Origin of the sequence: Cupriavidus sp. Agwp_2 (genome assembly GCF_040784895.1) — a bacterium.
Lineage (GTDB): Bacteria > Pseudomonadota > Gammaproteobacteria > Burkholderiales > Burkholderiaceae > Cupriavidus.
On the sequence record NZ_CP088083.1, the window covers coordinates 199,075 to 224,079 of the forward strand.

The 25,005-nt window shown below is 67.9% G+C and carries 22 protein-coding genes and 2 riboswitches; of the genes, 18 read left to right on the forward strand and 4 right to left on the reverse strand.

Going from position 1 to position 25,005, the window contains the following annotated elements; all coding sequences use genetic code 11:
- The first annotated feature begins 240 nt into the window (after nt 1-240).
- The 3 genes from metK to LPA45_RS00950 all read left to right on the forward strand — a co-directional run bounded on the left by metK (nt 241) and on the right by LPA45_RS00950 (nt 5,382).
- A complete protein-coding gene (gene metK, locus LPA45_RS00940) occupies nt 241-1,404 on the forward strand; it encodes a methionine adenosyltransferase (protein ID WP_029047350.1) in 1,164 nt (387 codons plus the stop codon).
- A gap of 1,035 nt (nt 1,405-2,439) precedes the next feature.
- A complete protein-coding gene (locus LPA45_RS00945; RefSeq protein ID WP_367394777.1) occupies nt 2,440-3,384 on the forward strand; it encodes a Kdo hydroxylase family protein in 945 nt (314 codons plus the stop codon).
- A 318-nt stretch (nt 3,385-3,702) separates the two neighbouring features.
- Complete coding sequence (locus tag LPA45_RS00950; RefSeq protein WP_367394778.1) at nt 3,703-5,382, forward strand: GMC family oxidoreductase; 1,680 nt, start codon at nt 3,703-3,705, stop codon at nt 5,380-5,382.
- A gap of 25 nt (nt 5,383-5,407) precedes the next feature.
- Here the strand turns inward: LPA45_RS00950 and LPA45_RS00955 are convergent, their stop codons facing one another.
- Nucleotides 5,408-7,078 (reverse strand): acyl-CoA dehydrogenase family protein, encoded by a 1,671-nt coding sequence (locus tag LPA45_RS00955; RefSeq protein ID WP_367394779.1) that lies wholly within the window; start codon nt 7,076-7,078, stop codon nt 5,408-5,410.
- Nucleotides 7,079-7,289: 211 nt separating this feature from the next.
- Nucleotides 7,290-7,391, forward strand: a riboswitch (TPP riboswitch).
- 103 nt (nt 7,392-7,494) lie between these two features.
- Between LPA45_RS00955 and thiC the strand changes: the two genes are divergently transcribed.
- From thiC to LPA45_RS00985, 6 genes are all read left to right on the forward strand, one after another.
- Nucleotides 7,495-9,375, forward strand: coding sequence for a phosphomethylpyrimidine synthase ThiC (gene thiC, locus LPA45_RS00960; protein ID WP_116316904.1), 1,881 nt, complete (start codon nt 7,495-7,497; stop codon nt 9,373-9,375).
- Between the two features lie 142 nt (nt 9,376-9,517).
- Entirely contained in the window at nt 9,518-10,708 is a 1,191-nt protein-coding gene (locus tag LPA45_RS00965) for an FAD-dependent oxidoreductase (RefSeq protein WP_317920465.1), read from the forward strand.
- Between the two features lie 12 nt (nt 10,709-10,720).
- Nucleotides 10,721-10,918 (forward strand): sulfur carrier protein ThiS, encoded by a 198-nt coding sequence (thiS, locus tag LPA45_RS00970; RefSeq protein WP_029047356.1) that lies wholly within the window; start codon nt 10,721-10,723, stop codon nt 10,916-10,918.
- 4 nt (nt 10,919-10,922) lie between these two features.
- The gene (locus LPA45_RS00975; RefSeq protein WP_116316906.1) at nt 10,923-11,765 is read left to right on the forward strand and encodes a thiazole synthase; all 843 of its coding nucleotides are present in this window, start codon (nt 10,923-10,925) and stop codon (nt 11,763-11,765) included.
- A complete protein-coding gene (locus tag LPA45_RS00980) occupies nt 11,762-12,895 on the forward strand; it encodes a thiamine phosphate synthase (protein WP_367394780.1) in 1,134 nt (377 codons plus the stop codon). Before LPA45_RS00975 ends, LPA45_RS00980 begins: the two co-directional genes overlap by 4 nt.
- A 197-nt stretch (nt 12,896-13,092) precedes the next feature.
- The gene (locus LPA45_RS00985; RefSeq protein WP_367394781.1) at nt 13,093-13,542 is read left to right on the forward strand and encodes a PaaI family thioesterase; all 450 of its coding nucleotides are present in this window, start codon (nt 13,093-13,095) and stop codon (nt 13,540-13,542) included.
- Nucleotides 13,543-13,565: 23 nt separating this feature from the next.
- On the opposite strand, the gene LPA45_RS00990 is transcribed toward LPA45_RS00985, so the two are convergent.
- Together LPA45_RS00990 and thiD are read right to left on the reverse strand one after the other, a co-directional pair.
- The gene (locus LPA45_RS00990; protein WP_367394782.1) at nt 13,566-14,000 is read right to left on the reverse strand and encodes a PGDYG domain-containing protein; all 435 of its coding nucleotides are present in this window, start codon (nt 13,998-14,000) and stop codon (nt 13,566-13,568) included.
- A 7-nt stretch (nt 14,001-14,007) separates the two neighbouring features.
- Nucleotides 14,008-14,844: a bifunctional hydroxymethylpyrimidine kinase/phosphomethylpyrimidine kinase gene (gene thiD / locus LPA45_RS00995; RefSeq protein WP_367394783.1), complete on the reverse strand. Its 837-nt coding sequence runs from the start codon at nt 14,842-14,844 to the stop codon at nt 14,008-14,010.
- 58 nt (nt 14,845-14,902) lie between these two features.
- A riboswitch (S-adenosyl-L-homocysteine riboswitch) is annotated at nt 14,903-15,003 on the forward strand.
- A gap of 121 nt (nt 15,004-15,124) precedes the next feature.
- Here thiD and ahcY point away from each other — a divergent pair.
- The 5 genes from ahcY (at nt 15,125) to LPA45_RS01020 (ending at nt 19,012) form a co-directional block, all read left to right on the forward strand.
- On the forward strand, nt 15,125-16,543 hold the full coding sequence (ahcY, locus tag LPA45_RS01000; protein ID WP_367394784.1) for an adenosylhomocysteinase: 1,419 nt from the start codon (nt 15,125-15,127) through the stop codon (nt 16,541-16,543).
- 77 nt (nt 16,544-16,620) lie between these two features.
- On the forward strand, nt 16,621-16,971 hold the full coding sequence (locus LPA45_RS01005; RefSeq protein ID WP_063241156.1) for a phage holin family protein: 351 nt from the start codon (nt 16,621-16,623) through the stop codon (nt 16,969-16,971).
- Nucleotides 16,972-17,011: 40 nt separating this feature from the next.
- On the forward strand, nt 17,012-17,842 hold the full coding sequence (gene metF, locus LPA45_RS01010) for a methylenetetrahydrofolate reductase [NAD(P)H] (protein WP_114131115.1): 831 nt from the start codon (nt 17,012-17,014) through the stop codon (nt 17,840-17,842).
- Between the two features lie 16 nt (nt 17,843-17,858).
- Nucleotides 17,859-18,218: a TfoX/Sxy family protein gene (locus LPA45_RS01015; RefSeq protein ID WP_367394785.1), complete on the forward strand. Its 360-nt coding sequence runs from the start codon at nt 17,859-17,861 to the stop codon at nt 18,216-18,218.
- A 50-nt stretch (nt 18,219-18,268) separates the two neighbouring features.
- Nucleotides 18,269-19,012, forward strand: coding sequence for a Mut7-C RNAse domain-containing protein (locus tag LPA45_RS01020; protein WP_367394786.1), 744 nt, complete (start codon nt 18,269-18,271; stop codon nt 19,010-19,012).
- Nucleotides 19,013-19,051: 39 nt separating this feature from the next.
- Here LPA45_RS01020 and LPA45_RS01025 read toward each other — a convergent pair whose 3' ends face one another.
- On the reverse strand, nt 19,052-19,645 hold the full coding sequence (locus LPA45_RS01025) for a 5-formyltetrahydrofolate cyclo-ligase (RefSeq protein WP_367394787.1): 594 nt from the start codon (nt 19,643-19,645) through the stop codon (nt 19,052-19,054).
- Between the two features lie 109 nt (nt 19,646-19,754).
- Here LPA45_RS01025 and LPA45_RS01030 point away from each other — a divergent pair, with 109 nt between their 5' ends.
- From LPA45_RS01030 to LPA45_RS01045, 4 genes are all read left to right on the forward strand, one after another.
- Nucleotides 19,755-21,710, forward strand: coding sequence for a transglycosylase SLT domain-containing protein (locus LPA45_RS01030; protein WP_367394788.1), 1,956 nt, complete (start codon nt 19,755-19,757; stop codon nt 21,708-21,710).
- Between the two features lie 106 nt (nt 21,711-21,816).
- Nucleotides 21,817-22,839, forward strand: coding sequence for a complex I NDUFA9 subunit family protein (locus LPA45_RS01035; protein ID WP_116317794.1), 1,023 nt, complete (start codon nt 21,817-21,819; stop codon nt 22,837-22,839).
- Nucleotides 22,840-22,998: 159 nt separating this feature from the next.
- Nucleotides 22,999-23,688, forward strand: coding sequence for a glutathione S-transferase family protein (locus tag LPA45_RS01040; protein ID WP_116316918.1), 690 nt, complete (start codon nt 22,999-23,001; stop codon nt 23,686-23,688).
- Between the two features lie 57 nt (nt 23,689-23,745).
- On the forward strand, nt 23,746-24,993 hold the full coding sequence (locus LPA45_RS01045; protein WP_116316919.1) for a multifunctional CCA addition/repair protein: 1,248 nt from the start codon (nt 23,746-23,748) through the stop codon (nt 24,991-24,993).
- Nucleotides 24,994-25,005 lie beyond the last annotated feature (12 nt).

Here is a 25,005-nt window from a genome sequence, read left to right on the forward strand (position 1 = left end):
GTTCCGCGCCGACTTGCCGTAATCCGGGCAAACGGCATGCCGTGGCGGCAGCGTGTTGCGTCGGCGCCTTTGGCGCGCTGCAACGAGCCCGGCAGGCGCGTATAATAGCGTGTATCGCCGAGTTAACTGACAACTTGCGGGGCGATGCGGCTCTAACCGGGCTGCCTTAAATACCGCTAAAGCGTCGCCGCCATGAACCCGACCGGGTGGCACGCAATAGCCAACCTGGAGAATAAGTTCGTGGCAAACGACTTCCTTTTTACTTCGGAATCGGTTTCCGAAGGCCATCCCGACAAGGTCGCCGACCAGATTTCCGACGCCGTCCTGGACGCCATCCTGGCGCAGGACAAGTACGCGCGTGTGGCTGCCGAGACGCTTTGCAACACGGGGCTGGTGGTGCTGGCAGGGGAAATCACCACGACCGCCAACGTCGACTACATCCAGATCGCGCGCGACACGATCAAGCGCATCGGCTACGACAACACCGAATACGGCATCGACTACAAGGGCTGCGCCGTGCTGGTGGCCTATGACAAGCAGTCCCCGGACATCGCCCAGGGCGTGGACCGTGCCTCTGACGACTACCTGAACCAGGGTGCCGGCGACCAGGGCCTGATGTTCGGCTACGCGTGCGATGAGACGCCGGAACTGATGCCTTTCCCGATTTATTATGCGCACCGCCTGGTTGAACGCCAGTCGCTGCTGCGCCGCGACGGCCGCCTGCCCTGGCTGCGTCCGGACGCCAAGTCGCAGGTGACTGTGCGCTATGTCGACGGCAAGCCGCACAGCGTGGATACCGTGGTGCTGTCGACGCAGCATTCGCCGGATATCACCCAGGCGCAGATTCGCGAAGCCGTGATCGAAGAGATCATCAAGCCGGTGCTGCCGGCCGAGATGCTGAAGGAAACCAAGTATCTGGTGAATCCGACCGGGCGTTTCGTGATCGGCGGCCCGCAGGGCGACTGCGGCCTGACCGGGCGCAAGATCATTGTCGATACCTATGGTGGCGCTTCGCCGCATGGTGGCGGTGCATTTTCGGGCAAGGATCCGTCCAAGGTGGATCGTTCGGCTGCCTACGCGGCGCGCTACGTGGCGAAGAACGTGGTGGCCTCGGGCCTGGCGCGCCAGTGCCAGGTGCAGGTGAGCTATGCCATCGGCGTGGCGCGTCCGATCAACGTGACGGTCTACACCGAAGGCACCGGCAAGATCCCGGACGCCAAGATTGCCGAGCTGGTGCAGGAGCATTTTGACCTGCGGCCGAAGGGCATCGTGCAGATGCTGGATCTGCTGCGTCCGATCTATGAGAAGACTGCCGCCTATGGCCACTTTGGCCGCGAAGAGCCGGAATTCTCGTGGGAAGCTACGGATAAGGCGGCTGCTTTGCGAGCTGCTGCTGGGCTGTAAGTGGTACTTCGGAGTCCGGACGCTGGACTCCGGCGCTTCTGACTTCGGCAAGCCCTGCTGGCCCGTTAGGGTTGGTGGGGTTTTTTGTTTTTGGTGGTCGGTCGATGCATCGTGACATGCTGTTGGCTGTTTAAGCGCCCGCTGTCGGTGTTGATGACATGCTGTCGGCCGTTGAACCGCCTGGTTCCGCCCTCCTGGGCGGGTCACTTTTTGTCCGAGCGACAAAAAGTAACCAAAAAACGCGTCGCCTGAGCGGCTGGCTAGCAATTTGGCGGCGTGGGTGGGTCGGGCGGTGGTGATTGCCGTTCGATGTGGCAAGTGGTTCGGACCTGCTACGCCAGGTGAGTTTGGGATCGTGGCTGCGTCGACCCACTATTGGACGATCCCCATGCAGGGCGTAGGCCGCCTGCTGCCGGTGTCAACGCGGGGACGCCTACGGCTGCGCTGCGCGCGCTCTGTATAGGTCGGGGGTTCGAGCACGGAGTGCGTCGCTGCGCTCCCACAGCGCCGTTGTGAAAGACGCCGCGCCCGAAGCCGGGGCGAGGACGTGGGCGGCAGCCCTGCCCTTAGGGCCGGCGCGCAGCGCAGCCGTAGGCGTTCCTACCATGCCGCCAGCAGCAGGGGCCACGCCCAGCTCTGGGCTAGTTCAAACATCGCTTTAATCCCAGGCCACCGCGGCGCACCACGGCGTCAGGCAGTCCTGCCCTGCAACGAAGCAAAGCCCCGTACGAAAGCCCCGCCCACTACCATAAGAGTGGCCGCCCGCAGGGCCGTAAACGCGCTTTTTGGTTACTTTTTGTCGCTCGGACAAAAAGTGACCCGCCCAGGAGGGCGGAACCAGGCGGTTCAACAGCCGACAGCATGTCACCAACAGCGATAGCAGACGCTAAAACAGCCGACAGCCTGTCACCAGGCCAGAACTCCACCATGCAAGAAAACCCCACCCCTGCGCCCCAATCGCCACCCAAACAACCAGGTAGTAAAATCCCATCACCATAAAATTCCTTCACGGGGGCCCGTCCCCAGAGGATTGCCATGCCCGCAGCATCAGCCATTTCCACTGCCACCGCGCCGGCCCGTTCCGCGGCCGGAGGCAATCTCGACCTGATCCGCCCGCAGCCCTACACCGACTGGGCCCCGCAGGTGTCGGCCGAGGTTCGCGCCACGCTGCGCCGCGAGCTGGAGCAGGGCGCCGTGCTGTACTTCCCTGACCTGAAGTTCCACTTCGAACCCGGCGAGGAACGTTTCCTGGACGCCCGCTATTCCGACGGCAAATCCAAGAACATCAACCTGCGCGCCAACGACACCGAGGTGCGCGGCGCGCAGGGCACCCGGCAGGACCTGTCCGACCTCTACACGCTGATCCGCCGCTACGCCGACAACAGCGAGTCGCTGATCCGCACGCTGTTCCCGGAATACATCCCCCACATGACCCGCGCCGGCACCTCGCTGCGCCCCAGCGAGATCGCCGGTCGCCCGGTCAGCTGGCGCAAGGACGACACCCGCCTGCACGTCGATTCTTTCCCGTCCAACCCCATGCTGGGCAAGCGCCTGCTGCGCGTGTTCCACAACATCGACCCGGCCGCGGCGCGGGTGTGGCGCGTGGGCGAGCCCTTCGGCGATTTCGCGCAGAAGTTCGTGCCGAAGACGCACGGCATGTGGCCGGGACAGGCGGCGTTGATGAAGCTGCTGCATATCACCAAGCGCAAGCGCTCGGAATACGACCATCGCATGCTGCAGCTGCACGACCTGGCAAAGGCCGACCTGGACTACCAGCGCGACGTGCCGCAGCAGGAGTTCCACTTCCCGCCCGGTTCGACCTGGATCGTGTTCAGCGACCAGCTGCTGCACGCCGCCATGCGCGGGCGCGCGATGATGGAGCAGACCATCTACCTCGATCCCCAGGCGATTTCCGACCATACCCACTCACCCGAGGCGGTGCTGGCGCGCATGCTCGGGCGGCCGATGCTGGTGTCCTGACCCGCAGGCCAGAAGCGCAGCGGTCGCGTCACCTCCGGACATCGGGATGGCGCGCCGGCTGCCGCGCGCAGCACATGGAGGCCAGCGGCGATCGCCGGCCCCAGGACCACGCCACAATCGCCGCACGGTAAAGCGGCATGCCGGCCGAGGCCATGGAGGCCTGGTTCCCATCGGCATTTCAACCACCCCGCCTGGCCGACAACGCCGGCACGCCGCAACCCTTCACCCCCGCTCAGGCTAGCGCCTACACTGAATTTCACGGCTTGCCATCCGCTGGCCCGGCTGACTCTCGCCGCCTGCGGACACGCGGGGAGACAGATGGAAACCACCTACGACTACGTCATCGTCGGCGCGGGATCGGCGGGCTGTGCGCTGGCCGGACGCCTGGCCGACAGCGGGGACGACACCATTGCCCTTGTCGAAGCCGGCCAGCACGACCACCATGTGCTGGTACGCACACCCGCCGCATGCGTCGCCATGCTGCCGCGCGCCGGCGCGCGCAACTACGCCTACGAAACCGTGCCACAGCCAGGACTCAACGGCCGCCGTGGCTACCAGCCGCGCGGCCGCGGCCTGGGGGGAAGCTCGTCGATCAACGCGATGGTCTACACGCGCGGGCGTCCCGCCGATTACGACGACTGGGCCGCCGCCGGCTGCGACGGCTGGTCATGGGACGACGTGCTGCCGTATTTCCGCCGCTCGGAATGCAATGAACGCCTCGCCGGCAGCGACGACGATCCGCTGCATGGCGGCAATGGCCCGCTTCATGTGTCGGACCTGCGCACGCCCAATCCCTTCGCCGAGCGCTTTATCGAGGCCGCGCAGCAGGCAGGCATTGTCCGCAACGACGACTTCAACGGCGAAGAGCAGGAGGGCGTGGGCTGGTACCAGGTCACGCAGCATGCCGGCGAGCGCTGGAACGCGGCGCGCGCCTACCTGCACGGCGGCAACGCGCGCGACAAGGCCTGCAACGGCGGGCGCGCGCGCCTGCAGGTGCTGACCGGCACGCAGGCACTGCGCATCGTCTTCGAGGGCCGCCATGCGGCGGGCGTGCTGGTCACGCGTGACGGACGCCAGCAACTGCTGCGCGCACGACGCGACGTGATCGTCTGCGCCGGCTCCTTCGGCTCCCCGCAGTTGCTGATGGTGTCGGGCGTCGGGCCCGCGGCGCAGCTGCTCGAGCTGGGTATCGACGTGGTCCACGACCTGCCCGGCGTGGGCGCCAACCTGCAGGACCATCTCGACATCATCCTGCACAAGCGCGTGGCGGCGCCTGAGTTGTTCGGCGTGTCGTTTAGCGGATTGATCACCCTGTTGTCGGAAATCCTGCGCTACCGGCGCGAGCGCACCGGCATGCTGTCGAGCAACTTTGCCGAGGCCGGCGGCTTTGTCCGCAGCCGCCCCGAACTGGCCGAGGCCGACCTGCAGCTGCATTTCGTCGTCGGCATGGCCGACAACCACATGCGCCGGCTCAACTTCGGCCACGGCTATTCGTGCCATGTGTGCGTGCTGCGTCCGCGCAGCCGCGGCGAGGTGCGGCTGGCATCGGCCGATATCCGCGAGGCGCCGCTGATCGACCCGCGCTACCTCAGCGATGTGCGCGATCTCGACGACATGGTCGCCGGCGTGCGCATCGTGCGCCGGATCTTCGCGCAGCCGCAGCTGGCCAGCTTCGGCGGGCGCGAGCTGTACTCCGGGCACCTGCTTGCCGACGGCAGCGACGATGCCGATGTGCGCGAGATGATCCGCGCGCATGCCGACTCGATCTATCACCCTGTCGGCACTTGCCGCATGGGCATGGACGCGATGGCGGTGGTCGATCCGCAGTTGCGCGTACGCGGCGTGGAGGGGCTGCGCGTGGTCGATGCCTCGGTGATGCCGACGCTGGTCGGCGGCAACACCAACGCGCCCGCGATCATGATCGGCGAGCGCGCGCATGACCTGATCCGCTATGCGCCGCGGGTGATGCTGCGCGCGCTGGAGTCGATGGAGGCGTGAGGCAGGGACTGGAACGCGTGCAGGGTTAGCCTTCGAAGCCGCGAGAAGCCACCCGCTTCAGGGCCTCCGCCTCGGCATCCAACGTGCCGAACACGCGCCCATGCTGCCGCCCCAGGCGGCTGGCGACGAATAGCTCCGCATTCTCCGCATCGGCATGCGCCAGCATCAGCGCCGCCTGCGTGGTCAGCACCAATCCTTGCGCAAAGCGGCGCGCGTTGGCTTCCAGATGCTCCGGCGCCTCGTGCAGCAGCGCCTGCAGCGACGCCAGTTCAGCGCGCACTGCGGGATGGCCGCCGGCGCGGCGCTGCAGGTTCTGCAGCAGGCGCGAACCGTCGTCGGGGTTGCGCTGGATCGCCCGCAGCACGTCCAGGCACATGATGTTGCCCGAGCCCTCCCAGATCGAGTTGACCGGCGCTTCGCGGTACAGCCGCGCCATCGGGCTTTCTTCCACGTAGCCGTTGCCGCCCCAGACTTCCATCGCCTCGCCGGTGGCCTCGATGGCGCGCTTGCAGATCCAGAACTTGGCCGCGGGCGTGACCACGCGCTTCCACGCTGCGGCGAGCGGGTCAGGGTTGTCGCCCTCGGCCTGCTCGAAGGCATGGCCCAGTTCCATCATCAGCAGCGAGGCCGCTTCGGATTCCAGCGCCAGGTCGGCCAGCACGTTGCGCATCAGCGGCTGGTCGGCCAGCAGGCGGCCGAAGGCGCTGCGGTGGCGGGTATGGTGCAGCGCCTGCACGAAGGCCGCGCGCAGGATCGCCGAGCTGCCGATCACGCAGTCGAGCCGTGTGTTGGTCGCCATCTCGATGATGGTGGGGATGCCGCGCCCTTCCTCGCCGATCAGGATGCCGGTGGCGTCGCGGAACTCGACTTCGCTGCTGGAGTTGGAGCGGTTGCCGAGCTTGTCCTTCAGGCGCTGGATCTGGATCGGGTTCTTGCTGCCGTCGTCGCGGAAGCGCGGCACGAAGAAGCACGACAGCGGGCCGTCTTCGGCGCCCATGCGCGCCACCACCAGGTGCGCATCGCACATCGGCGCCGAGAAGAACCACTTGTGCCCGGTCAGCGCATATTCCGCGCCACGGCCTTCACCGCGCACGGCGCGCGCCACGGTGGTGTTGGCGCGCACGTCCGAGCCGCCCTGTTTCTCCGTCATGCCCATGCCGATCATGATTGCTGTCTTGTCGCGCCAGGGCAGGTCGCGCGCATCGTGCTCGTTCGCGTACAGGCGGGGTTCGAGTTCGGCGAAGAGCGCGGTTTCCTTGCGCAGCACCGGGATGCTGGCAAGGGTCATGGTGGTCGGGCACAGCGAGCCGCATTCCACCTGCGCCTGCAGGAAGTAGCCCGCGGTGCGCGCGCTCCACGCGCCGGCGCGCGGCTGCGCGAAGGGCAGGGCCTGCAATTGCTGGCTGCGCAGCAGCGACAGCAGCGCGTGCCAGCTCGGGTGGAATTCCACCGAATCGATGCGCTCGCCGGTGCGGCTGTGCGTGTGCAGTTCGGGTGCATGGCGATTCGCGTCGGCCGCCCATTGCTGCACTTCCGGCTCGCCCAGCCGCGCGCCGAACTGCCCCAGCGCATCGGCATGCCAGCCGCCACCAAGGCGTTCCAGCGCGGCGCGAACGAAAGGATCGCAGCCGAAGAGGTTGTAGTGCGCAAGGTCCGGCACCTGGTTGAAGACGCGGTGCGTGGCGGCGTCGGTCATGATGGGTGTCTCCTGGATCGGTTCAATGCTTGCCGTTTTTCTTGCATGGTAGAGCACGTGACAGGCGTTTGAGTGCATGGTCGTCCGCTTGGTGGCGGCTTTTGCGATGCAGCATGCGCGATTCGATACCTTTGCGCACAGGTGTGGCACCACAAACGACGCGGAACTGGCACTGGCGCCCACCGGTGCTCTGTGCTTAAATTCACCCCGTTGGATGAAACAGGGGTGCCGTACGGATGGGCCGTGCGGCTGAGAGAGTCCCTTAGAACCCGATCCGGTTAGTACCGGCGTGGGAAGTTTCAGCAAGACCAAGCCTCTTGTCCCTCCGGGACTCGCCGCCCAGGCCACCACGCCGCAGGCAGCGCTCACAGGGCTCCTGGTTTCGTCCACCCCGCAAGAGAGAGAGGACGACACCCATGGCCCGTACTGCCCCCGCTGCATCTTTCGAATCGCTCGAGAGCGATCTCGACCAGAAATTTGCCTACCCCGCTTCCAGCAAGACCTACCTGACCGGCAGCCGTCCGGATATCCGCGTGCCGCTGCGCACGATCCTGCAGACTTCCACGCGCACGGAAAAGGGCGACATGCCCAATCCGCCGATCCCGGTGTACGACACCTCGGGCCCGTACAGCGATCCGGACGTGCATATCGACCTGAAGGCCGGCCTGCCGGCGGTGCGCGCCAAGTGGATCGACGAGCGCGGCGACACCGAAGTTCTTTCGGGCCTGTCGTCGGAATACGGCCGCGACCGCGCCAACGACCCGGCCACCGCGCACCTGCGCTTTGCCCAGCTGACCAACCCGCGCCGGGCCAAGGCCGGTGCCAACGTGTCGCAGATGCACTATGCGCGCAAGGGCATCATCACGCCTGAAATGGAGTACGTGGCGCTGCGCGAGTCGCTGAACCTGCAGGCGCTGTACGACAAGCCCGAGTACAAGGCGCTGCTGCGCCAGCACCCCGGCAACGCGCTGGGCGCCGGCCTGCCGCTGCGTCCGGAAGACATGACGCCGGAATTCGTGCGCCAGGAAATCGCCTCGGGCCGCGCGATCATTCCCGCCAACATCAACCACACCGAGCTGGAGCCGATGGCGATCGGGCGCAATTTCCGCGTCAAGATCAACGGCAACCTCGGCAACTCCGCCGTGACCTCGTCGCTGGCCGAGGAAGTGGAAAAGATGGTGTGGTCGATCCGCTGGGGCGCGGACACCATCATGGACTTGTCCACCGGCAAGCACATCCACGAAACCCGTGAATGGATCCTGCGCAACTCGCCGGTGCCCATCGGCACGGTGCCGATCTACCAGGCGCTGGACAAGACCGGCGGCATCGCCGAGGACCTGACCTGGGAGATGTTCCGCGACACGCTGATCGAGCAGGCCGAGCAGGGCGTCGACTACTTCACCATCCACGCCGGCGTGCTGCTGCGCTACGTGCCGCTGACCGCCGACCGCGTCACGGGCATCGTTTCGCGCGGCGGTTCGATCATGGCCAAGTGGTGCCTGGCGCACCACAAGGAAAACTTCCTGTACACGCACTTCGACGAGATCTGCGAGATCATGAAGGCCTACGACGTGTCGTTCAGCCTCGGCGACGGCCTGCGTCCGGGTTGCATCGCCGATTCCAACGACGATGCCCAGTTCGGCGAACTGCGCACGCTGGGCGAGCTGACCGCCAAGGCCTGGAAGCACGACGTGCAGGTGATGATCGAAGGCCCGGGCCACGTGCCGCTGCAGCGCATCCAGGCCAACATGGACGAAGAACTCAAGCATTGCTACGAGGCGCCGTTCTATACCCTGGGACCGCTGGTGACGGACATCGCCCCCGGCTACGACCACATCACCAGCGGCATTGGCGCTGCCAATATCGGCTGGATGGGCACGGCCATGCTGTGCTACGTCACGCCCAAGGAGCACCTGGGCCTGCCGGACAAGGAAGACGTGCGCGAAGGCATCATCACCTACAAGATCGCTGCCCACGCCGCGGATCTTGCCAAGGGCTGGCCGGGCGCGCAGCTGCGCGACAACGCGCTGTCCAAGGCGCGCTTCGAGTTCCGCTGGGAAGACCAGTTCAACCTGGGCCTGGACCCGGAACGCGCGCGTTCGTACCACGACGCCACGCTGCCGGCCGAAGGCGCCAAGATCGCCCACTTCTGCTCGATGTGCGGGCCGAAGTTCTGCTCGATGAAGATCACGCAGGAAGTGCGCGACTACGCGGCGTCGCTGCCCAAGGACGCGCAGCAGGGCATGGAAGAGAAGTCGATCGAGTTCCTGAAGAAGGGCAGCAAGATCTACTCGTAAGGCCACGGCAGTACGGGCATGGCGTCGCAACCGTGCCCGCGTATGTTCCGCCGCCGCGCAGCGCCCCGCGCGGCGGCCCTGACAACAAGGAGGCCGGCGCGGCCGCATGCCCGCATGCCCATGCCCCGGCACAACATCCCTCATGACAGCAGTACAGTCGTTTGACGTCGCCATCCTCGGGGCCGGACTCGCCGGCCGCCTGGCTGCCTGGCAACTGGTGCGCAGCGGTGCCCGCGTGGCACTGGTGGAGCGCGCGGGGCCGGACGGCGCGGGTTCGGCCGCCTACGTGGCCGCGGCCATGCTGGCACCACTGGCGGAGTCGGCCATTGCCGAACGCCGCATCGTCGACCTCGGCATTGCCAGCGTCGACCTGTGGCGCGCGTGGCTGGCCGAGCTGACCGAGCCGGTCTTTTTCCAGGAAGACGGCACGCTGGTGGTCTGGCATGCGCGCGATCGCGCCGAGATGTCGCTGTTCACCAGCCGCATGCGCGCGGTAGCGCCGCCCGAACTGGTGTCGCAGCGGCTGCGCGCGCTGGACGGCAAGGGCGTGGGCGAAGTCGAGCCGGCGCTGGCGGGCCGCTTCCCGCAGGGACTGCTGCTGGCCGGCGAAGGCCAGCTCGACAACCGCGGCGCGCTGCGTGCGCTGCTGTCGTGCGCGGTCAGCGAGGGCGTGCATTGCGTCTGGGAAGCCGGTGAGGTCGAAGCCGACACGCTGCCCACGCTGGGCATCCGCGCCGACGTTGTGCTGGATTGCCGCGGCCTGGGTGCGCGCACGGCGTGGCCGTCGCAGCCCGGCGGCACCACGCCCGGCCTGCGCGGCCTGCGCGGCGAAGTGGTGCGTGTGCATGCGCCTGACGTGAAGCTGCACCGTCCGGTGCGGCTGCTGCATCCGCGCTACCCGATCTATATTGCCCCCAAGCCCAATGACCTGTACGTGATCGGCGCGACCGAGCTGGAAAGCGAGGACGATTCGCCGATGAGCGTGCGTTCCGCGCTGGAGCTGCTGTCGGCGGCCCATTCGCTGCATCCCGCCTTCGGCGAGGCGCGCGTGCTGGAACTGAACGTGCAACGCCGCCCCACGCGCCCCGACCACCTGCCGGCGATCCGCGTCGACCAGCGGGCACGCGTGGTGCGCGTCAACGGCCTGTACCGCCATGGCTTCCTGATCGCCCCGGCGGTCACCGAGGCCGCGTGCGCGGTGGTGAACGCGTTGCTCAAGGGCGATCCTGCCGCCCACGCCGTGCCTGCCGCGCTGCGCTGGCCCGGCATGATCGAGGCAGTGACGCAAGCGCCGGCGGCCGCGCAGCACGCGCGCACCGGGATGCTGCACTAACGCAAGACTGACATGGAAATCCTGCTCAACGGCCGACCCCTCGCCCTTGCCGAATCCGCCACGCTGGCGGATGCGGTGGTCGTAGCGAAGATCGCGCCCCCTTTTGCCGCGGCGGTCAACGGCCAGTTCGTGCCGCGCGCCGCGCATGCCAACACCCCCCTTGCGGCCGGCGACCGCATTGACCTCGTGCAACCCGTGACGGGAGGCTGACCCCATGACATTCGAACCTTCCGAAACCCTGCGCGACCCGTTCGTGCTGTATGGCGAGTCGTTCGGCTCGCGCCTGCTGCTGGGCACCGCGCGCTATCCGTCGCCGGCCACGCTTGAAGCCGCCGTGCAGGCATCCGCGCCGGCCATGATCACCGTCGCACTGCGCCGCCAGGGCGCGGTGGGCGACGGCGAGGGCGGCCAGGCGTTCTGGCAGATGCTCAAGGCGCTGAACGTGCCGGTGCTGCCGAACACCGCCGGCTGCTTCACCGCGCAGGAGGTCATCACCACTTCGATGATGGCGCGCGAGGTGTTCGAGACGCCGTGGATCAAGCTGGAACTGATCGGCGACGACTACACGCTGCAGCCCGACACGCTGAACCTGCCCGCCGTGGCCGAGACCCTGATCAAGGAAGGCTTCAAGGTGCTGCCGTACTGCACCGAGGACCTGGTGCTGTGCCGCCGGCTGCTCGACGTCGGCTGCCAGGCGCTGATGCCGTGGGCCGCGCCGATCGGCACCGGCCGTGGCGCGGTCAATCCGCATGCAATGCGCGTGCTGCGCGAGCGCCTGCCGGATACGCCGCTGATCGTCGATGCCGGCCTGGGCCTGCCATCGCATGCGGCGCAGGTGCTGGAGTGGGGCTACGACGGCGTGCTGCTCAACACCGCGGTGGCGCAGGCCGCCTACCCGGTCAACATGGCGCGCGCGTTCGCGCAGGCTGTGGAAGCCGGCCGCACCGCGTACCTGGCCGGCCCGATGCCCGAGCGCGAAGTGGCGCAGGCCAGCACGCCGGTGGTCGGCATGCCGTTCTGGCATGCGGAGGCGGAGCAGCGGGAGCAGCGCGCATGACCCGCCGCCCCGTCCACGCCCCCAGCGACGGCCCGCTGCGCGCGGCAGTGCTTGAGCACTATGGCGAGACCTTCGGCATCGACGACAAGCCGTGGCAGGCCTGGCGCCTGGAAGACGCGCCCGCGCAGCCCGGTGCGCATGACGTGCTGCTGTCCGACGGCGAAGCCACCGGGGAAATCATCGCGCGCGTCGCCGCCAGCGGCGCCACGCTGATCGAGACCGACCGCGAAGGCGGCCAGTGGATCGACACGGTGCGCTCGCCGATGGGCACCTGGGTGTTCTCGGTTGCCGCGGACAGCGACCAGCCGCATTCGGCCGCGTTCGTCGCGGTGCTGCTGGCGAGCCTGTCGCTGCATTTTCCGGCGCATGACGCGCTGGCGCTGGCGCGCGCCTGGGCGCCGGGCTCGGCCGACTGGCCATCGGATTTCGCGCGTTTCCCGCGCGTGCGCCATGCCGCGCTGGTGGCGCCGGAGCAGGCCGTCGAGCCGTTCGCGCCGTGCCCCGCGCTGGGGCTGTACGTGGTGGTGCCTAGCGCCGAATGGATCGAGCGCCTGGCGCCGCTGAACGTGCCGACGGTGCAGCTGCGCTTCAAGTCCGACGATCCCGCCGCGGTGCGCGCCGAGATCGCGCGCGCGGCCAGGGCCATGCAGGGCTCGTCGTCGCGCCTGTTCATCAACGACCACTGGCAGGCCGCGATCGACCATCACGCCGCCAACGGTGCGCAGAGCGGCATCTACGGCATCCACCTCGGCCAGGAAGACCTCGACGACGCCAACCTCGACGCGATCCGCGCGTCCGGGCTGCGGCTGGGCGTATCCACGCACGGTTACGCCGAGATGCTGCGCGTCGCGGCGATCCGCCCGAGCTACCTGGCGCTGGGCGCGATCTTCCCGACCACGACCAAGGTGATGCCGACCCAGCCGCAAGGCATGGGCCGCTTCCGTGCGTATGCAAAGCTGATGCAGCCGGTGATCCCGTCGCTGGTCGGCATCGGCGGCGTCAATGCCACGAATATGCGCGAAGTGCTGGCCGTGGGCGTGGGCAGCGCCGCCGTGGTGCGTGCGGTGACCGAGGCCGACGATGTGCAGGCGGCGGTCGCGCATCTGATGAGCTTGTTCCCGGCGGTCTGAGCGCGCGATCGCGTGCAGGGTTGTGCCCGGGCCGGTGTGCTCCCCTCTCTCCTTGATGGAGGGGGGCACACCGCACTTGGAGAGGGGATCGCGTCGCCAAGATTTGTGCGACATTCGCCCAGCTGCGGGAACCGAACCGGACCCCGCCGCTATGATGTTGGGCAGCATTCCCCGCCAACCATCCAGCATCGCCCACCATGTCGACCCAGCTTCCCGAAATCATCCCCGCCGCCCCCGGCACGCCTGAAAAGCCCTATTTCGGCATCGATGTCCCGCTGATGCGCTATTTCGGCCTGCAGCCGGAGGTGATCGAGGAGGGCTACTGCCGCACGCGGCTCCCGGCGCACCCGCAGCTGGTGAACAGCCGCGGCGACGTGCACGGCGGCACGCTGATGGCGACGCTGGACTTCACGCTGAGCGGCGCGGCACGTTCGCATGCGCCCACGGAAACGGGCGTGATCACCATCGACATGTCGACTCACTTCCTGGCCGCCGCGCGCGGCGAGCTGACGCTGGAGGCGCGCTGCCTGCGCCGCGGCGCGCGCATCGCCTTCTGCGAAGGCGAAGTGAAGGATGCGGCTGGCACCATGGTGTGCGTGGCGCGGGCCGCGTTCAAGCTGGTGCCGCTGTCCAGCGGCGGCAACTGATTCCCGCCTGAAAATCCGGCCGCTCAGTCCTGCAGCGGCCGGTACACCTGTTCGAATCTCGCGCGCTCGGTGATGCCATAGTCACCGGGCGCGTATTGCATCAGCCAGTCGCCCGGATTGCCATGCAGCACGTCGCCACCGGTGCTGCGTTCGATGCTGAAGGCCTGGTGCATCTCGCGCGCCAGTACCGGGATCGGCTTGTTGCGATAGGCGCCGTCCTGGCCGTGCGCCAGCGGCGGGATGGCTTCGTACTTGGGGTCGAAGCGGTCGCGCGACACGCACCAGCGGTCGCCGCTGGCGCTGGTGATCAGCGCATCGCCGGGCTGGTAGCGGTTGGGGCCTTCGCGGCTGATCAGCTCGCCGGCCTCGGTGGCGAACGTCACCTCGACCACTTCGTGCTTGAGGTAGAAGGCGGCGTCGGGATCGCTGCGCAAATCGATATGGGTGAGCATCGGCATCTGGCGCTCAGCCCAGCGCACGCGGCGCGAAGGCGTGGTTCAGCGGGCCATTGCCGCTGCCCAGCCGCAATCCCGCGCCGGCCGCGATGGCCTGCGCCACATAATCCAGCGCCTTGCCCGCCGCATCGGCCAGTGCATCCCCACGCGCCAGCTGTGAGGCGATCGCCGCTGCCAGCGTGCAGCCGGTGCCGTGCAGGTTGCGGGTATCGACGCGCGGGTGCGTGAACACGCGCACGGTGCCGTCCTTCAGCATCAGCAGGTCGTCGAGCCCGCCGGCGATGCCGGCCGCGCCATCGTCTTCCAGGTGGCCGCCCTTGAGCAGCACGGCCGGGCAGCCCATCGCGATCAGGTCGGCGGCGGCCCGTTCCATGTCGGCGCGGCGCGCGATCCTGCGGCCCAGCAGGTAGGAGGCCTCCGGCAGGTTGGGCGTGACCAGCAGCGCGCGCGGGAACAGCAGCCGCACCATCGCCTGCGTGGTGGCGTCGTCGGACAGCGTCGCGCCCGAGGTCGAGATCATCACCGGATCCACCACCAGCTTGCGGATGCCATGCCGGTCCGCCGCGGCGGCCACGGCCTCGACGATGGCGGCGGTGCCCAGCATGCCGGTCTTGGCCGCGTCCACGCCGATATCGCCGGCCACCGCGTCGATCTGCGCGGCCACCATGTCGGCGGGGATGGCGTGCACGCGGGTCACGCCCAGCGTGTTCTGCGCGGTGATCGCGGTGATGGCGCTCATGCCGAAGCAGCCCAGCGCGGAAAAGGTCTTCAGGTCGGCCTGGATGCCGGCGCCGCCGCCGGAATCGGAACCGGCGATGGTCAGGGTGCGAGGTGGCGTTGGGTTCATCTGTCAGGAAATCAGGGGCAGCCAGTGCGCAAGGCGGCCGGGCACGCTACAATACCGCCACTCCGAGGAGCGTTGCAACGGATGCGGGACGAGAGCGCCACACAGGCGATCCCCGCGCATCCGCCAGGCTCGGACTGTCTTCAACGGCGCTCGCTGATCCGTGGTTCGCACGGAGGCGAGTCGACCTATCCGCCCGCTGCGCATGTGCCCCCTGCCATGCTCTGCAGCCCCCGGTTTCCCGATCTCGTCACCTGCGTGCCACTCTTCACCGGAGTGAAACATGAACGCCGTGACCGACCTGAAGCAAGACTACCTCGTCGCCGACATCAACCTGGCCGGCTGGGGCCGCAAGGAAATCGCCATTGCCGAGACCGAGATGCCCGGCCTGATGGCGATCCGCGATGAATTCGCCGCCGCGCAGCCGCTCAAGGGTGCGCGCATCGCCGGCTCGCTGCACATGACGATCCAGACCGCCGTGCTGATCGAGACGCTGCAGGCGCTGGGCGCCGACGTGCGCTGGGCCTCGTGCAACATCTTCTCGACGCAGGACCACGCCGCCGCCGCCATCGCCGCGGGCGGCACGCCGGTGTTCGCCTTCAAGGGCGAATCGCTGAAGGAATACTGGGACTTCACGCACCGCATCTTCGACTGGGCCGACGGTGGCACGCCCAACATGATCCTCGACGACGGCGGCGACGCCACGCTGCTGCTGCACCTGGGCGCCAAGGCCGAGAAGGACGCTGCGCTGATCGCCAACCCCGGCAGCGAGGAAGAAACCTACCTGTTCGCCGCGATCAAGGAAAAGCTGGCCAGGGACCCGAGCTGGTACAGCCGCAACCTGGAAGCGATCCGCGGCGTGACCGAGGAAACCACCACCGGCGTGCACCGCCTGTACCAGATGGCCCAGAAGGGCGAGCTGCGCTTCCCGGCGATCAACGTCAACGACTCCGTCACCAAGAGCAAGTTCGACAACCTGTATGGCTGCCGCGAATCGCTGGTGGACGGCATCAAGCGCGCCACCGACGTGATGATCGCCGGCAAGATCGCCATCGTGGCCGGCTACGGCGACGTGGGCAAGGGCAGCGCGCAGGCGCTGCGCGCGCTGTCGGCGCAGGTGTGGGTCACCGAGATCGACCCGATCTGCGCACTGCAGGCCGCGATGGAAGGCTACCGCGTGGTGACCATGGACTACGCCGCCGAGCACGGCGATATCTTCGTCACCTGCACCGGCAACTACCACGTCATCACCCATGAGCACATGGCGAAGATGAAGGACCAGGCCATCGTCTGCAACATCGGCCACTTCGACAACGAGATCGACATCGCCTCGATCGAGAAGTACGAGTGGGACGAGATCAAGCCGCAGGTCGACCACGTCAAGTTCCCGGACGGCAAGAAGCTGATCATCCTGGCCAAGGGCCGCCTGGTGAACCTGGGCTGCGCCACCGGCCACCCGTCGTACGTGATGAGCAGCTCGTTCGCCAACCAGACCATCGCCCAGATCGAGCTCTGGCAGGAGCGCGACAGCGGCAAGTACCCGGTCGGCGTCTACACGCTGCCCAAGCACCTGGACGAGAAGGTCGCGCGCCTGCAGCTGCGCAAGCTGAACGCGCAGCTGACCGAGCTGACCGAGCAGCAGGCCGCGTATATCGGCGTGAAGAAGGAAGGCCCGTACAAGGCGGACCACTACCGCTATTGATCGGCCTGTGCGTCCCTAGCCTGCCTCCCCTCTCCCGCGTGCGGGAGAGGGGAGGAACCACCAATCAAGGAGCCGTCATGAGACTACTGGTCGTCTGGGTCATCAACGCTGTCGCGCTGTTCGTGCTGCCGTACATCATCCCGTCGATCCACATCAAGAGCTTCGGCTCGGCGATGCTGGCGGCGCTGGTGCTGGGCCTGGTCAACACCCTGATCCGTCCGATCCTGGTAATCCTGACGCTGCCGGTCACGCTGCTGACGCTGGGGCTGTTTATCTTCGTCATCAACGCGCTGCTGTTCCTGTTCGTCGGCAACCTGCTGTCAGGATTTACGGTTGGCGGATTCTGGGCGGCGCTGCTGGGCTCCATCCTGTACAGCGTGATCTCGTGGCTGCTCGCCAGCCTGCTGCTGGGCAACCGCGACGACTGACCATATTTCGCGCGCCGCGGCAACGCGGCGCGCCACCATCATGCAAGACCGCTACTTCAGCTTTGAATTCTTCCCGCCCAAGACGGCGGAGGGCACGGAGAAGCTGCGCAACACGCGCGCGCAGCTGGCCCCGCTCAAGCCCAAGTACATCTCGGTGACGTTCGGCGCCGGCGGCACCACGCAGCAGGGCACGCTCGACGCCGTGCTGGAAATCCAGCGCGAAGGCATCGAGGCCGCGCCGCACCTGTCGTGCGTGGGCTCGTCGCGCGAGAGCATCCGCGCAGTCCTGCAGCAGTACCGCGACGGCGGCATTCGCCATATCGTCGCGCTGCGCGGCGACATGCCCTCGGGCATGGGCGAGATCGGCGAGTTCCGCTACGCCAACGAGCTGGTGGAGTTCATCCGTGCCGAGACCGGCGACTGGTTCAATATCGAAGTCGCGGCTTACCCCGAGTACCACCCGCAGGCGAAATCGCCGCGCCATGACCTCGACAACTTCGTGCGCAAGGTCAAGGCCGGTGCCGACTCGGCGATCACGCAGTACTTCTACAACGCCGACGCGTACTTCCGCTTTGTCGACGATGTGCGCGCGCAGGGCGTGGAGGTGCCGATCGTGCCGGGCATCATGCCGATCACCAACTACTCGCAGCTGATGCGCTTCTCCGAGATGTGCGGCGCCGAAGTGCCGCGCTGGGTGGCCAAGCGGCTGGAGAGCTTCGGCGACGACCGCGAATCGATCCGCGCCTTCGGCCTTGACGTGGTCACTGCGCTGTGCGAGCGGCTGCTGGCCGCGGGCGTGCCGGGGCTGCATTTCTACACGCTCAACGCGGCCGGCGCGACCAAGGCGATCTGGCAGCGGCTGAAGCTGTAAGGCACCAGCACGCGACATGGCCACGCGCCGCCCCGATCCCTTCATCGAACACCTGCTCGAGCTGATGGGGCCGCTGGCGGCGCGCATCGGGCCGGTCACGGCCAGGCGGATGTTTGGTGGACATGGGCTGTTCTATGACGGGCTGATGTTCGCGCTGGTGTCGGGCGGCACCTGCTACCTGAAGGCGGATGACGCCACGCGCGGCAAATTCGAAGCCGAAGGCAGCGAGCCCTTCCGCTACCAGTCCGCAAAGCGCGAGGTCACCATGCGCCACTACCTCAGCCTGCCGCCCGCCGCGCTGGAATCGCCGGCGGCGATGACGCCATGGGCGAAGCTGGCGGTGGAGGCGGCGCTGCGGCTGGGGAATGTGGGCTGAGGGTGCGCCCAGTGCGCAATCCATGCCAAATCGGTGCCATACTCGCCCCCATGGTCACCGCCACCTTCCGCTTCTACGAGGAACTGAACGACTTCCTCGCGCCGGACCAGCGCCGGCGTGACCTGCCCTGCGCGTGCGCGCGCGCCGCGACCGTCAAGCACATGATCGAGGCGCTCGGCGTCCCCCACACCGAGGTCGAGCTGATCCTGGTCAACGGCGAATCCGCCGTCTTCGAACGCCAGCTGCGCGACGGCGACCGGGTCTCGGTCTACCCCAAGTTCGAACGCCTCGACATCACGCCGCTGCTGCGCGTGCGCGAGCACCCGCTGCGCCTGATGCATTTCGTTGCAGACGCGCATCTGGGCGGGCTGGCGCACCTGCTGCGCATGACCGGCTTCGACACTCTCTACGACAACCACTTCGAAGACAGCGAGATCGAGCGCATTGCGGTCGACGAAGGCCGCATCGTGCTGACGCGCGACCGCGAACTGCTCAAGCGCCGCGGCATCACGCACGGCTGCTATGTGCGCGCGCTCAAGCCGCGCCAGCAGGTGCGCGAGATCTTCGCGCGGCTGGACCTGGCGCGCAGCGCGCGGCCGTTCTCGCTGTGCCTGGACTGCAACGTGCCGCTGCACGCGCTGGATGCGGCCGATGCGGCGGGGCGGGTGCCGGACGGCGTGTTCGAGCGCCACCGCAGCTTCGTCACCTGCGACCAGTGCCGGCGGGTGTTCTGGGAAGGCTCGCACTGGCGCTGCATGCGCGCGCTGGTGGATGAGCTGGTGCAGACCGGCTGAGCGCAAGCCTTGCCCGCGCGCTGCCGTCACCCTATCGGGCTAGAACGCCCCCGCTTCGGTCACGATCCAGTCCATCGCCACGTCATGCGGCTGCGCGGGCAGCGCGATGCGGCACGCTTCATGGCCAACGCCGATCGCCACCGGCCGGTGCGCCATCGCGGCCAGCGTGCGGTCGTAGAAGCCGCCGCCGTAACCCAGGCGGAACTTGTCCGGGCTGAAGCCGACACAGGGGATGAGCAACGCGTCGGGCATCACGGCCTCGGTGCCGTCGGGGACCGGGATGCCGTAGTGGCCCTTGGTCATCGGCGTGTCCGGGTCCCACAGGTGGAAGTCCAGCGGCGCGCCGGGCCGGCTTACCGCCGGCAGCGCGGCCTGCCGACCGGGCACGGCCGCGAGCCATTGCGCAACCGTGGCGCGCGCATCGAACTCCTGCTGGATCGGCCAGTAGAAGCCGAGGCAGCGCACGGCCAGGCCCGCCAGCAGCTCGGACAACGCGGCGGCGATGCGCGCATCGGCATCCGCGCGCGCGGGCAGGCCGGCACGCATTGCCAGCAGGCGCGCACGCTGCGCGCGGCGGTCGGGGGGCGAGGTGGCAGGCAAGGTAGCGTCCGAAGTGACGGAACTTGAAGACATGGCGTGGGATAATGCCCGCGTCCGAACCAACACGGACGGCGGAAGCTGCGGCGGCCCTTGCCTTGCATGGCGGGCACCGGCGCCGCCGTCAACGACAAGGAAGCAAAGAATGCTGAAGGGAGTATATCTGCAGCGTGCAGGGCGGGCCGCCTGGATCGCCATGGCATGTGCACTGCTTGTCACGCCGGTCCATGCGCAGAAGCGCCCGCAGGCGCCCGTGCGCCAGCAGCAGCCGGCGGTGATCCCGAGCGATCCGGACGAGGCCTTCGCCGCGCTGCGCGAAGCGGCGCGCAAGAACGACGTCGAGCGCGCCTATGCGATCTCGGCCACCCTGGTCGACTACCCGATTCCGTCGTACGTCGAGTACTTCCGCATCAAGCCGCAGATGTTCGACGCCAGCGGCCTGGCGCGCATCGACGCGCCCGACGATCAGGTGCGCGCCTTCCTGCAGCGCTACAAGGGCCAGGCCATCGCCGACCGCATGCGCAACGACTGGCTGCTGGTGCTGGGCAAGAAGCGCGACTGGGCCAATTTCGATGCCGAGTACCCGCAGTTCGCGCTCAAGGACGACACCCAGGTCGAATGCTATGCGCTGCTGTCGCGCGCGCTCAAGGGCCAGAACGTTGCCGCCGAGTCGCGCCAGGCGCTGAGCGATCCGCGCTATTTCGGCGAAGGCTGCGTCGACCTGATCGGCTACCTGGTGCAAAGCCAGCAGATCCAGCGCAGCGATGTCGCCTTCCAGGCGCGGCTGGCGCTGGAGCAGAACTACCTCACGCTGGCCGGCAAGATCGCCGCGCTGCTGCCCGACGCCCGCGTCGACGGCGACGCGCTCGCCACCATCGTCAAGATGGCGCGCACCGACCCCAACCAGGCCGTCGCCTACCTGGGTACCGCCCAGGGCACGCTGTCGCGCGACGAGCAGGGCGCCGCCTGGGGCGTGATCGGCCAGTTCGCGGCCAAGAAGCTGATGCCGGAAGCGGCAAACTACTACCGCCGCCAGATGGACCTGGGCGGCAACCAGTGGCTGTCCGACGACACCCAGGAATGGCGCGTGCGCGCCGCGCTGCGCCAGGGCGACTGGAAGCAGGTGCGCCAGGCGGTCGAGCTGATGCGTCCCGAGCTGCGTGCCAAGGATCCGGCGTGGCTCTACTGGTATGGCCGCGCGCTCAAGGCCGAAGGCCGCGACACCGAGGCGCAGCAGAATTTCCAGCAGATCGCCGGCCAGTTCAATTTCTACGGCCAGCTCGCCAGCGAAGAACTGGGCAACCGCATCACGCTGCCCGCGCGCACGACGGTCAGCGATGCCGACGCCAATGCCATGCGCTCGCGCGCCGGCTTCCAGCGCGCGCAGAAGTTCTATGCGATGAACATGCGCTTCGAGGGCAACCGCGAATGGAACTGGGAGCTGCGCGGCATGAACGACCGCGAGCTGCTCGCCGCGGCTGAATACGCGCGCCGCCTCGAATTGCTCGACCGCACCGTCAACACCGCCGACCGCACCCGCAACGAGCATGACTTCGCGCTGCGCTTCCTGATGCCGTACCGCGACATCATGCAGCGCGCGACCGACGATGTCGGGCTCGACATGGCGTGGGTCTACGGCCTGATCCGCCAGGAATCGCGCTTCCTCATGAGCGCGCGTTCGTCGGCCGGCGCGCACGGCCTGATGCAGGTGATGCCGGCGACGGCCAAGTACGTGGCGCGCAAGATCGGCATGAACGATTTTTCGCCGTCGATGATGGGCGATCCGAACATCAACATCCTGCTCGGCACCAATTACCTGAACATGGTGCTGACCGACCTGGACAGCTCCTGGACGCTGGCGTCGGCCGCGTACAACGCCGGTCCGGGCCGGCCGAAGACCTGGCGCAGCACGCTGGCGCGGCCCGTGGAAGGCGCGATCTTTGCAGAGACCATCCCGTTCAATGAAACGCGCGGCTATGTGAAGAATGTGCTTTCCAACGCCACGTACTATGCTGCATTGATGAGTGGCCGGCCGCAGTCGCTGAAATCGCGCCTGGGTACGGTCGCGCCGTCGCCGGTGACCACCACCAGCCTGCCCTGACGGGCACCCGACGGGACGGGCCGCTGGTGTGCAGTGCCGGGCGCGTTGCGGCGGCCCGGCTGGCGCAATGCGCCGCGACGTGCAGTTCACTTTGCACGGAGGCATCATGCAGACCAGCAACGTCCTCGTCATCGGTGGCGCCGGCTTTATCGGCAGCCACCTTGTCTCGCGCCTGGCCGGCGCCGCCTCTGCCTCGGGTGCGCCTTTAGCCCCGGGCAGCAATCCGGATTCACCGATCGCCCCCGACCGCATCGTGGTCGGCACCCGCAACGTCGAGCACGCACAGCACCTGTTGCTGCTGCCGCGCGTCGAGGTGGCGGAGCTGGGGCTGGCCGACAATGCCGCGCTCGATGACGCCATCGGCTCGCTCGGGGTTGACGGCATTGTCGTCAACCTGGTGGGCGTGCTGCACGGCGAGCGTGCCGATCCCTATGGCGACGCCTTTGCCAGCGCCCATGTGGAAATGGTGCGGCAGATCGTCGCTTCGTGCCTCTCCACCGGCGTGCGCCGGCTGTTGCATATGAGCGCGCTCGGCGCCGACAGCAAGGGGCCGTCGATGTACCTGCGCAGCAAGGGCGACGGCGAGCGCATCGTGCGCGCCAGCGGGCTGGAATGGACCATTCTCCGCCCGTCGGTGGTGTTCGGCCCCGATGACCATTTCCTCAACCTGTTCGCTCAGATGCAGCAGATGGCGCCCATCGTGCCGCTGGCCTGCGCGCAGGCGCGTTTCCAGCCGGTATTCGTACAGGACGTGGTGCAGGCCTTCCTCAATGCGATGGTCAACCCGGCCACCATCGGCCGTGGCTATGAACTGGGTGGCCCGCAGGTCTATACGCTGGAAGAACTGGTGCGCTTCGCCGGCCGCGCTTCCGGCCATCCACGCCCGGTAATCGCGCTGCCGGATGCGCTGGCGCGGGTGCAGGCGACCATCATGGAACACATGCCGGGCGATCCGCTGCTGTCGCGCGACAACCTCGACTCGATGCAGCTGGACAACGTGCTCGAACATCCGGTCGCGCCGGAGCTGGACCTGCATCCGGCCAGCCTGGAATCGGTGATGACCGACGCGCTGGCCGGGCGCAACCGCGATGCAGCGCTGACCTCGATGCGAGCCAGCGTGCACCGCTGAAGGGCGGGTGGGCGGCGGGCCGCGGGTGGCCTATGTGACCCATTTTCGGATCGTTTGCGAGTGCAATTCACTTTGAGGCAGGCTGGCGCGCTGGCAAAATGACCGGTCCGGCGCGCCGCCGCCGCCGTCTCCCTTCGCCTCCTCCCCCAAGGACCTACGATGAAGCTCGTCATCGGCAACAAGAATTACTCCTCCTGGTCGCTGCGCCCCTGGCTGCTGCTGCGCCAGGCCGGCATTGAATTCGAAGAGGTACAGGTGCGCCTGTTCACCGGCAGCTTCGCCGCCGAGATCGCGCGCTATTCGCCGGCCGGCAAGGTACCGGCGCTGGTCGATGGCGACGTCACCGTGTGGGACTCGCTGGCGATCGCCGAATATGTGGCCGAGCGCTTCCCGGAAAAGACGCTGTGGCCCGCCGACCGCGCCGAGCGTGCGGTGGCGCGCGCGGTTTGCGCCGAGATGCATTCCGGCTTCGGCAACCTGCGCAGCCAGTTGCCGATGAACGTGACCGCGGTGCTGCCCGGATGCGGCTGGAACGTGGCCGTGCAGCGCGACGTCGACCGCATTGCCGCGATCTGGGGCGGGCTGCGCCAGCAGCATGGTGCGCGCGGGCCGTTCCTGTTCGGCGAATTCACCGTGGCCGACGCCTTTTTCGCGCCGGTGGTGAGCCGCTTTGCCACCTACGGCATCCACCTGCCGGAAGACGCCAAGGCCTATGCCGACTTCATGCTGGCGCTGCCGACCATGCAGGAGTGGATCGCCGCCGCGCACGAGGAGCGCGATTTCCTGGCCGACGACGAGCCCTACCGCGTGTCCCCCGACCGGCCCGACGCGATCATCGTCAACCACTGAGCCATGCAGCCGGCGCCGGGCATCTGCCCCGTGCCGGCACCAGAAGAGGCCACAACGATGCAGGTGTATGCCGTCGGCGGCGCGATCCGCGACGAACTGCTGGGCAAGCCCAGCCAGGACCGTGACTACGTAGTCGTCGGCGCGACCCCGCACGAGATGGAAGCCGCGGGCTATCGTCCCGTCGGCAAGGATTTCCCGGTCTTCCTGCATCCGCGTACCCATGAGGAATACGCGCTGGCACGCACCGAGCGCAAGACCGCGATGGGCTACAAGGGCTTCGCCTTCTACTGCGAGCCCGATGTCACGCTGGAAGACGACCTGGTCCGGCGCGACCTGACCATCAATGCGATGGCGCGCGAGGTCGATGCCGACGGCAACCTGGTCGGCCCGGTGATCGACCCGCACGGCGGCCAGCGCGACCTGCAGGCCCGGCTGTTCCGCCACGTCTCCGATGCCTTCGCCGAAGACCCGGTGCGCATCCTGCGGCTGGCGCGCTTCGCCGCGCGCTTCCACGGGTTCACCGTCGCCGCAGAGACCCAGCGCCTGATGCGCGAGATGGTGACGGCCGGAGAGGTCGATGCGCTGGTGCCCGAGCGCGTCTGGCAGGAGCTGGCGCGCGGCCTGATGGAAGCGCACCCGTCGCGGATGTTCGAGGTGCTGCGCGACTGCGGCGCGCTGGCGCGCTTGCTGCCCGAGCTTGACCGCCTGTGGGGCGTGCCGCAGCGCGCCGACTTCCATCCGGAAGTCGATACCGGCGTGCACGTGATGATGGTGATCGACACCGCCGCCGCAATGGGCGTGCCGCTGCCGGTGCGCTTTGCCGCGCTGGTGCACGACCTGGGCAAGGGCACTACGCCCGAAGACGTGCTGCCGCGCCATACCGGCCATGAGCTGCGCAGCGTCAACCTGCTGGAAGAGGTCTGCCTGCGGCTGCGCGTGCCCAACGATTGCCGCGACCTGGCGCTGGTGGTGGCGCGCGAGCACGGCAATATCCACCGCTCGCTGGAATTCAGCGCCGCTGCGGTGGTACGGCTGCTGGAGCGCTGCGACGCGCTGCGCAAGCCCGGCCGCTTCGCGCTGGCGCTGCAGGCGTGCGAGGCCGACAAGCGCGGGCGCAAGGGCTTCGAGCACAGCGACTATCCGCAGGCGACGCGGCTGCTGGCGGCGCGCGAAGCCGCCGCCGGCGTCGATGCCGGTGCGATCGCGCGCGCCTGTGCGGACGACGTGGGGCAGATCAAGGACCGCGTCCATGCGGCCCGCGTCGCGGCCGTGGCGCAGCGGCTCGGCGAGCACGCACCGGATTGAGAAGCCGCGGCG

Coding starts and splice junctions, on each gene's coding strand:
- LPA45_RS00990 (WP_367394782.1), bottom strand. CDS start 14,000: ATGCCGATGCTCACCCATATCGATTTGCGCAGCGATCCCGACGCCGCC.
- metF (WP_114131115.1), top strand. CDS start 17,012: ATGCAAGACCGCTACTTCAGCTTTGAATTCTTCCCGCCCAAGACGGCG.
- thiS (WP_029047356.1), top strand. CDS start 10,721: ATGGAAATCCTGCTCAACGGCCGACCCCTCGCCCTTGCCGAATCCGCC.
- LPA45_RS01025 (WP_367394787.1), bottom strand. CDS start 19,645: ATGTCTTCAAGTTCCGTCACTTCGGACGCTACCTTGCCTGCCACCTCG.
- LPA45_RS01040 (WP_116316918.1), top strand. CDS start 22,999: ATGAAGCTCGTCATCGGCAACAAGAATTACTCCTCCTGGTCGCTGCGC.
- LPA45_RS01015 (WP_367394785.1), top strand. CDS start 17,859: ATGGCCACGCGCCGCCCCGATCCCTTCATCGAACACCTGCTCGAGCTG.
- LPA45_RS00975 (WP_116316906.1), top strand. CDS start 10,923: ATGACATTCGAACCTTCCGAAACCCTGCGCGACCCGTTCGTGCTGTAT.
- thiC (WP_116316904.1), top strand. CDS start 7,495: ATGGCCCGTACTGCCCCCGCTGCATCTTTCGAATCGCTCGAGAGCGAT.
- ahcY (WP_367394784.1), top strand. CDS start 15,125: ATGAACGCCGTGACCGACCTGAAGCAAGACTACCTCGTCGCCGACATC.
- LPA45_RS01005 (WP_063241156.1), top strand. CDS start 16,621: ATGAGACTACTGGTCGTCTGGGTCATCAACGCTGTCGCGCTGTTCGTG.
- LPA45_RS01030 (WP_367394788.1), top strand. CDS start 19,755: ATGCTGAAGGGAGTATATCTGCAGCGTGCAGGGCGGGCCGCCTGGATC.
- LPA45_RS00965 (WP_317920465.1), top strand. CDS start 9,518: ATGACAGCAGTACAGTCGTTTGACGTCGCCATCCTCGGGGCCGGACTC.
- LPA45_RS00945 (WP_367394777.1), top strand. CDS start 2,440: ATGCCCGCAGCATCAGCCATTTCCACTGCCACCGCGCCGGCCCGTTCC.
- thiD (WP_367394783.1), bottom strand. CDS start 14,844: ATGAACCCAACGCCACCTCGCACCCTGACCATCGCCGGTTCCGATTCC.
- LPA45_RS01020 (WP_367394786.1), top strand. CDS start 18,269: ATGGTCACCGCCACCTTCCGCTTCTACGAGGAACTGAACGACTTCCTC.
- LPA45_RS01035 (WP_116317794.1), top strand. CDS start 21,817: ATGCAGACCAGCAACGTCCTCGTCATCGGTGGCGCCGGCTTTATCGGC.
- LPA45_RS01045 (WP_116316919.1), top strand. CDS start 23,746: ATGCAGGTGTATGCCGTCGGCGGCGCGATCCGCGACGAACTGCTGGGC.
- LPA45_RS00980 (WP_367394780.1), top strand. CDS start 11,762: ATGACCCGCCGCCCCGTCCACGCCCCCAGCGACGGCCCGCTGCGCGCG.
- LPA45_RS00950 (WP_367394778.1), top strand. CDS start 3,703: ATGGAAACCACCTACGACTACGTCATCGTCGGCGCGGGATCGGCGGGC.
- LPA45_RS00985 (WP_367394781.1), top strand. CDS start 13,093: ATGTCGACCCAGCTTCCCGAAATCATCCCCGCCGCCCCCGGCACGCCT.
- LPA45_RS00955 (WP_367394779.1), bottom strand. CDS start 7,078: ATGACCGACGCCGCCACGCACCGCGTCTTCAACCAGGTGCCGGACCTT.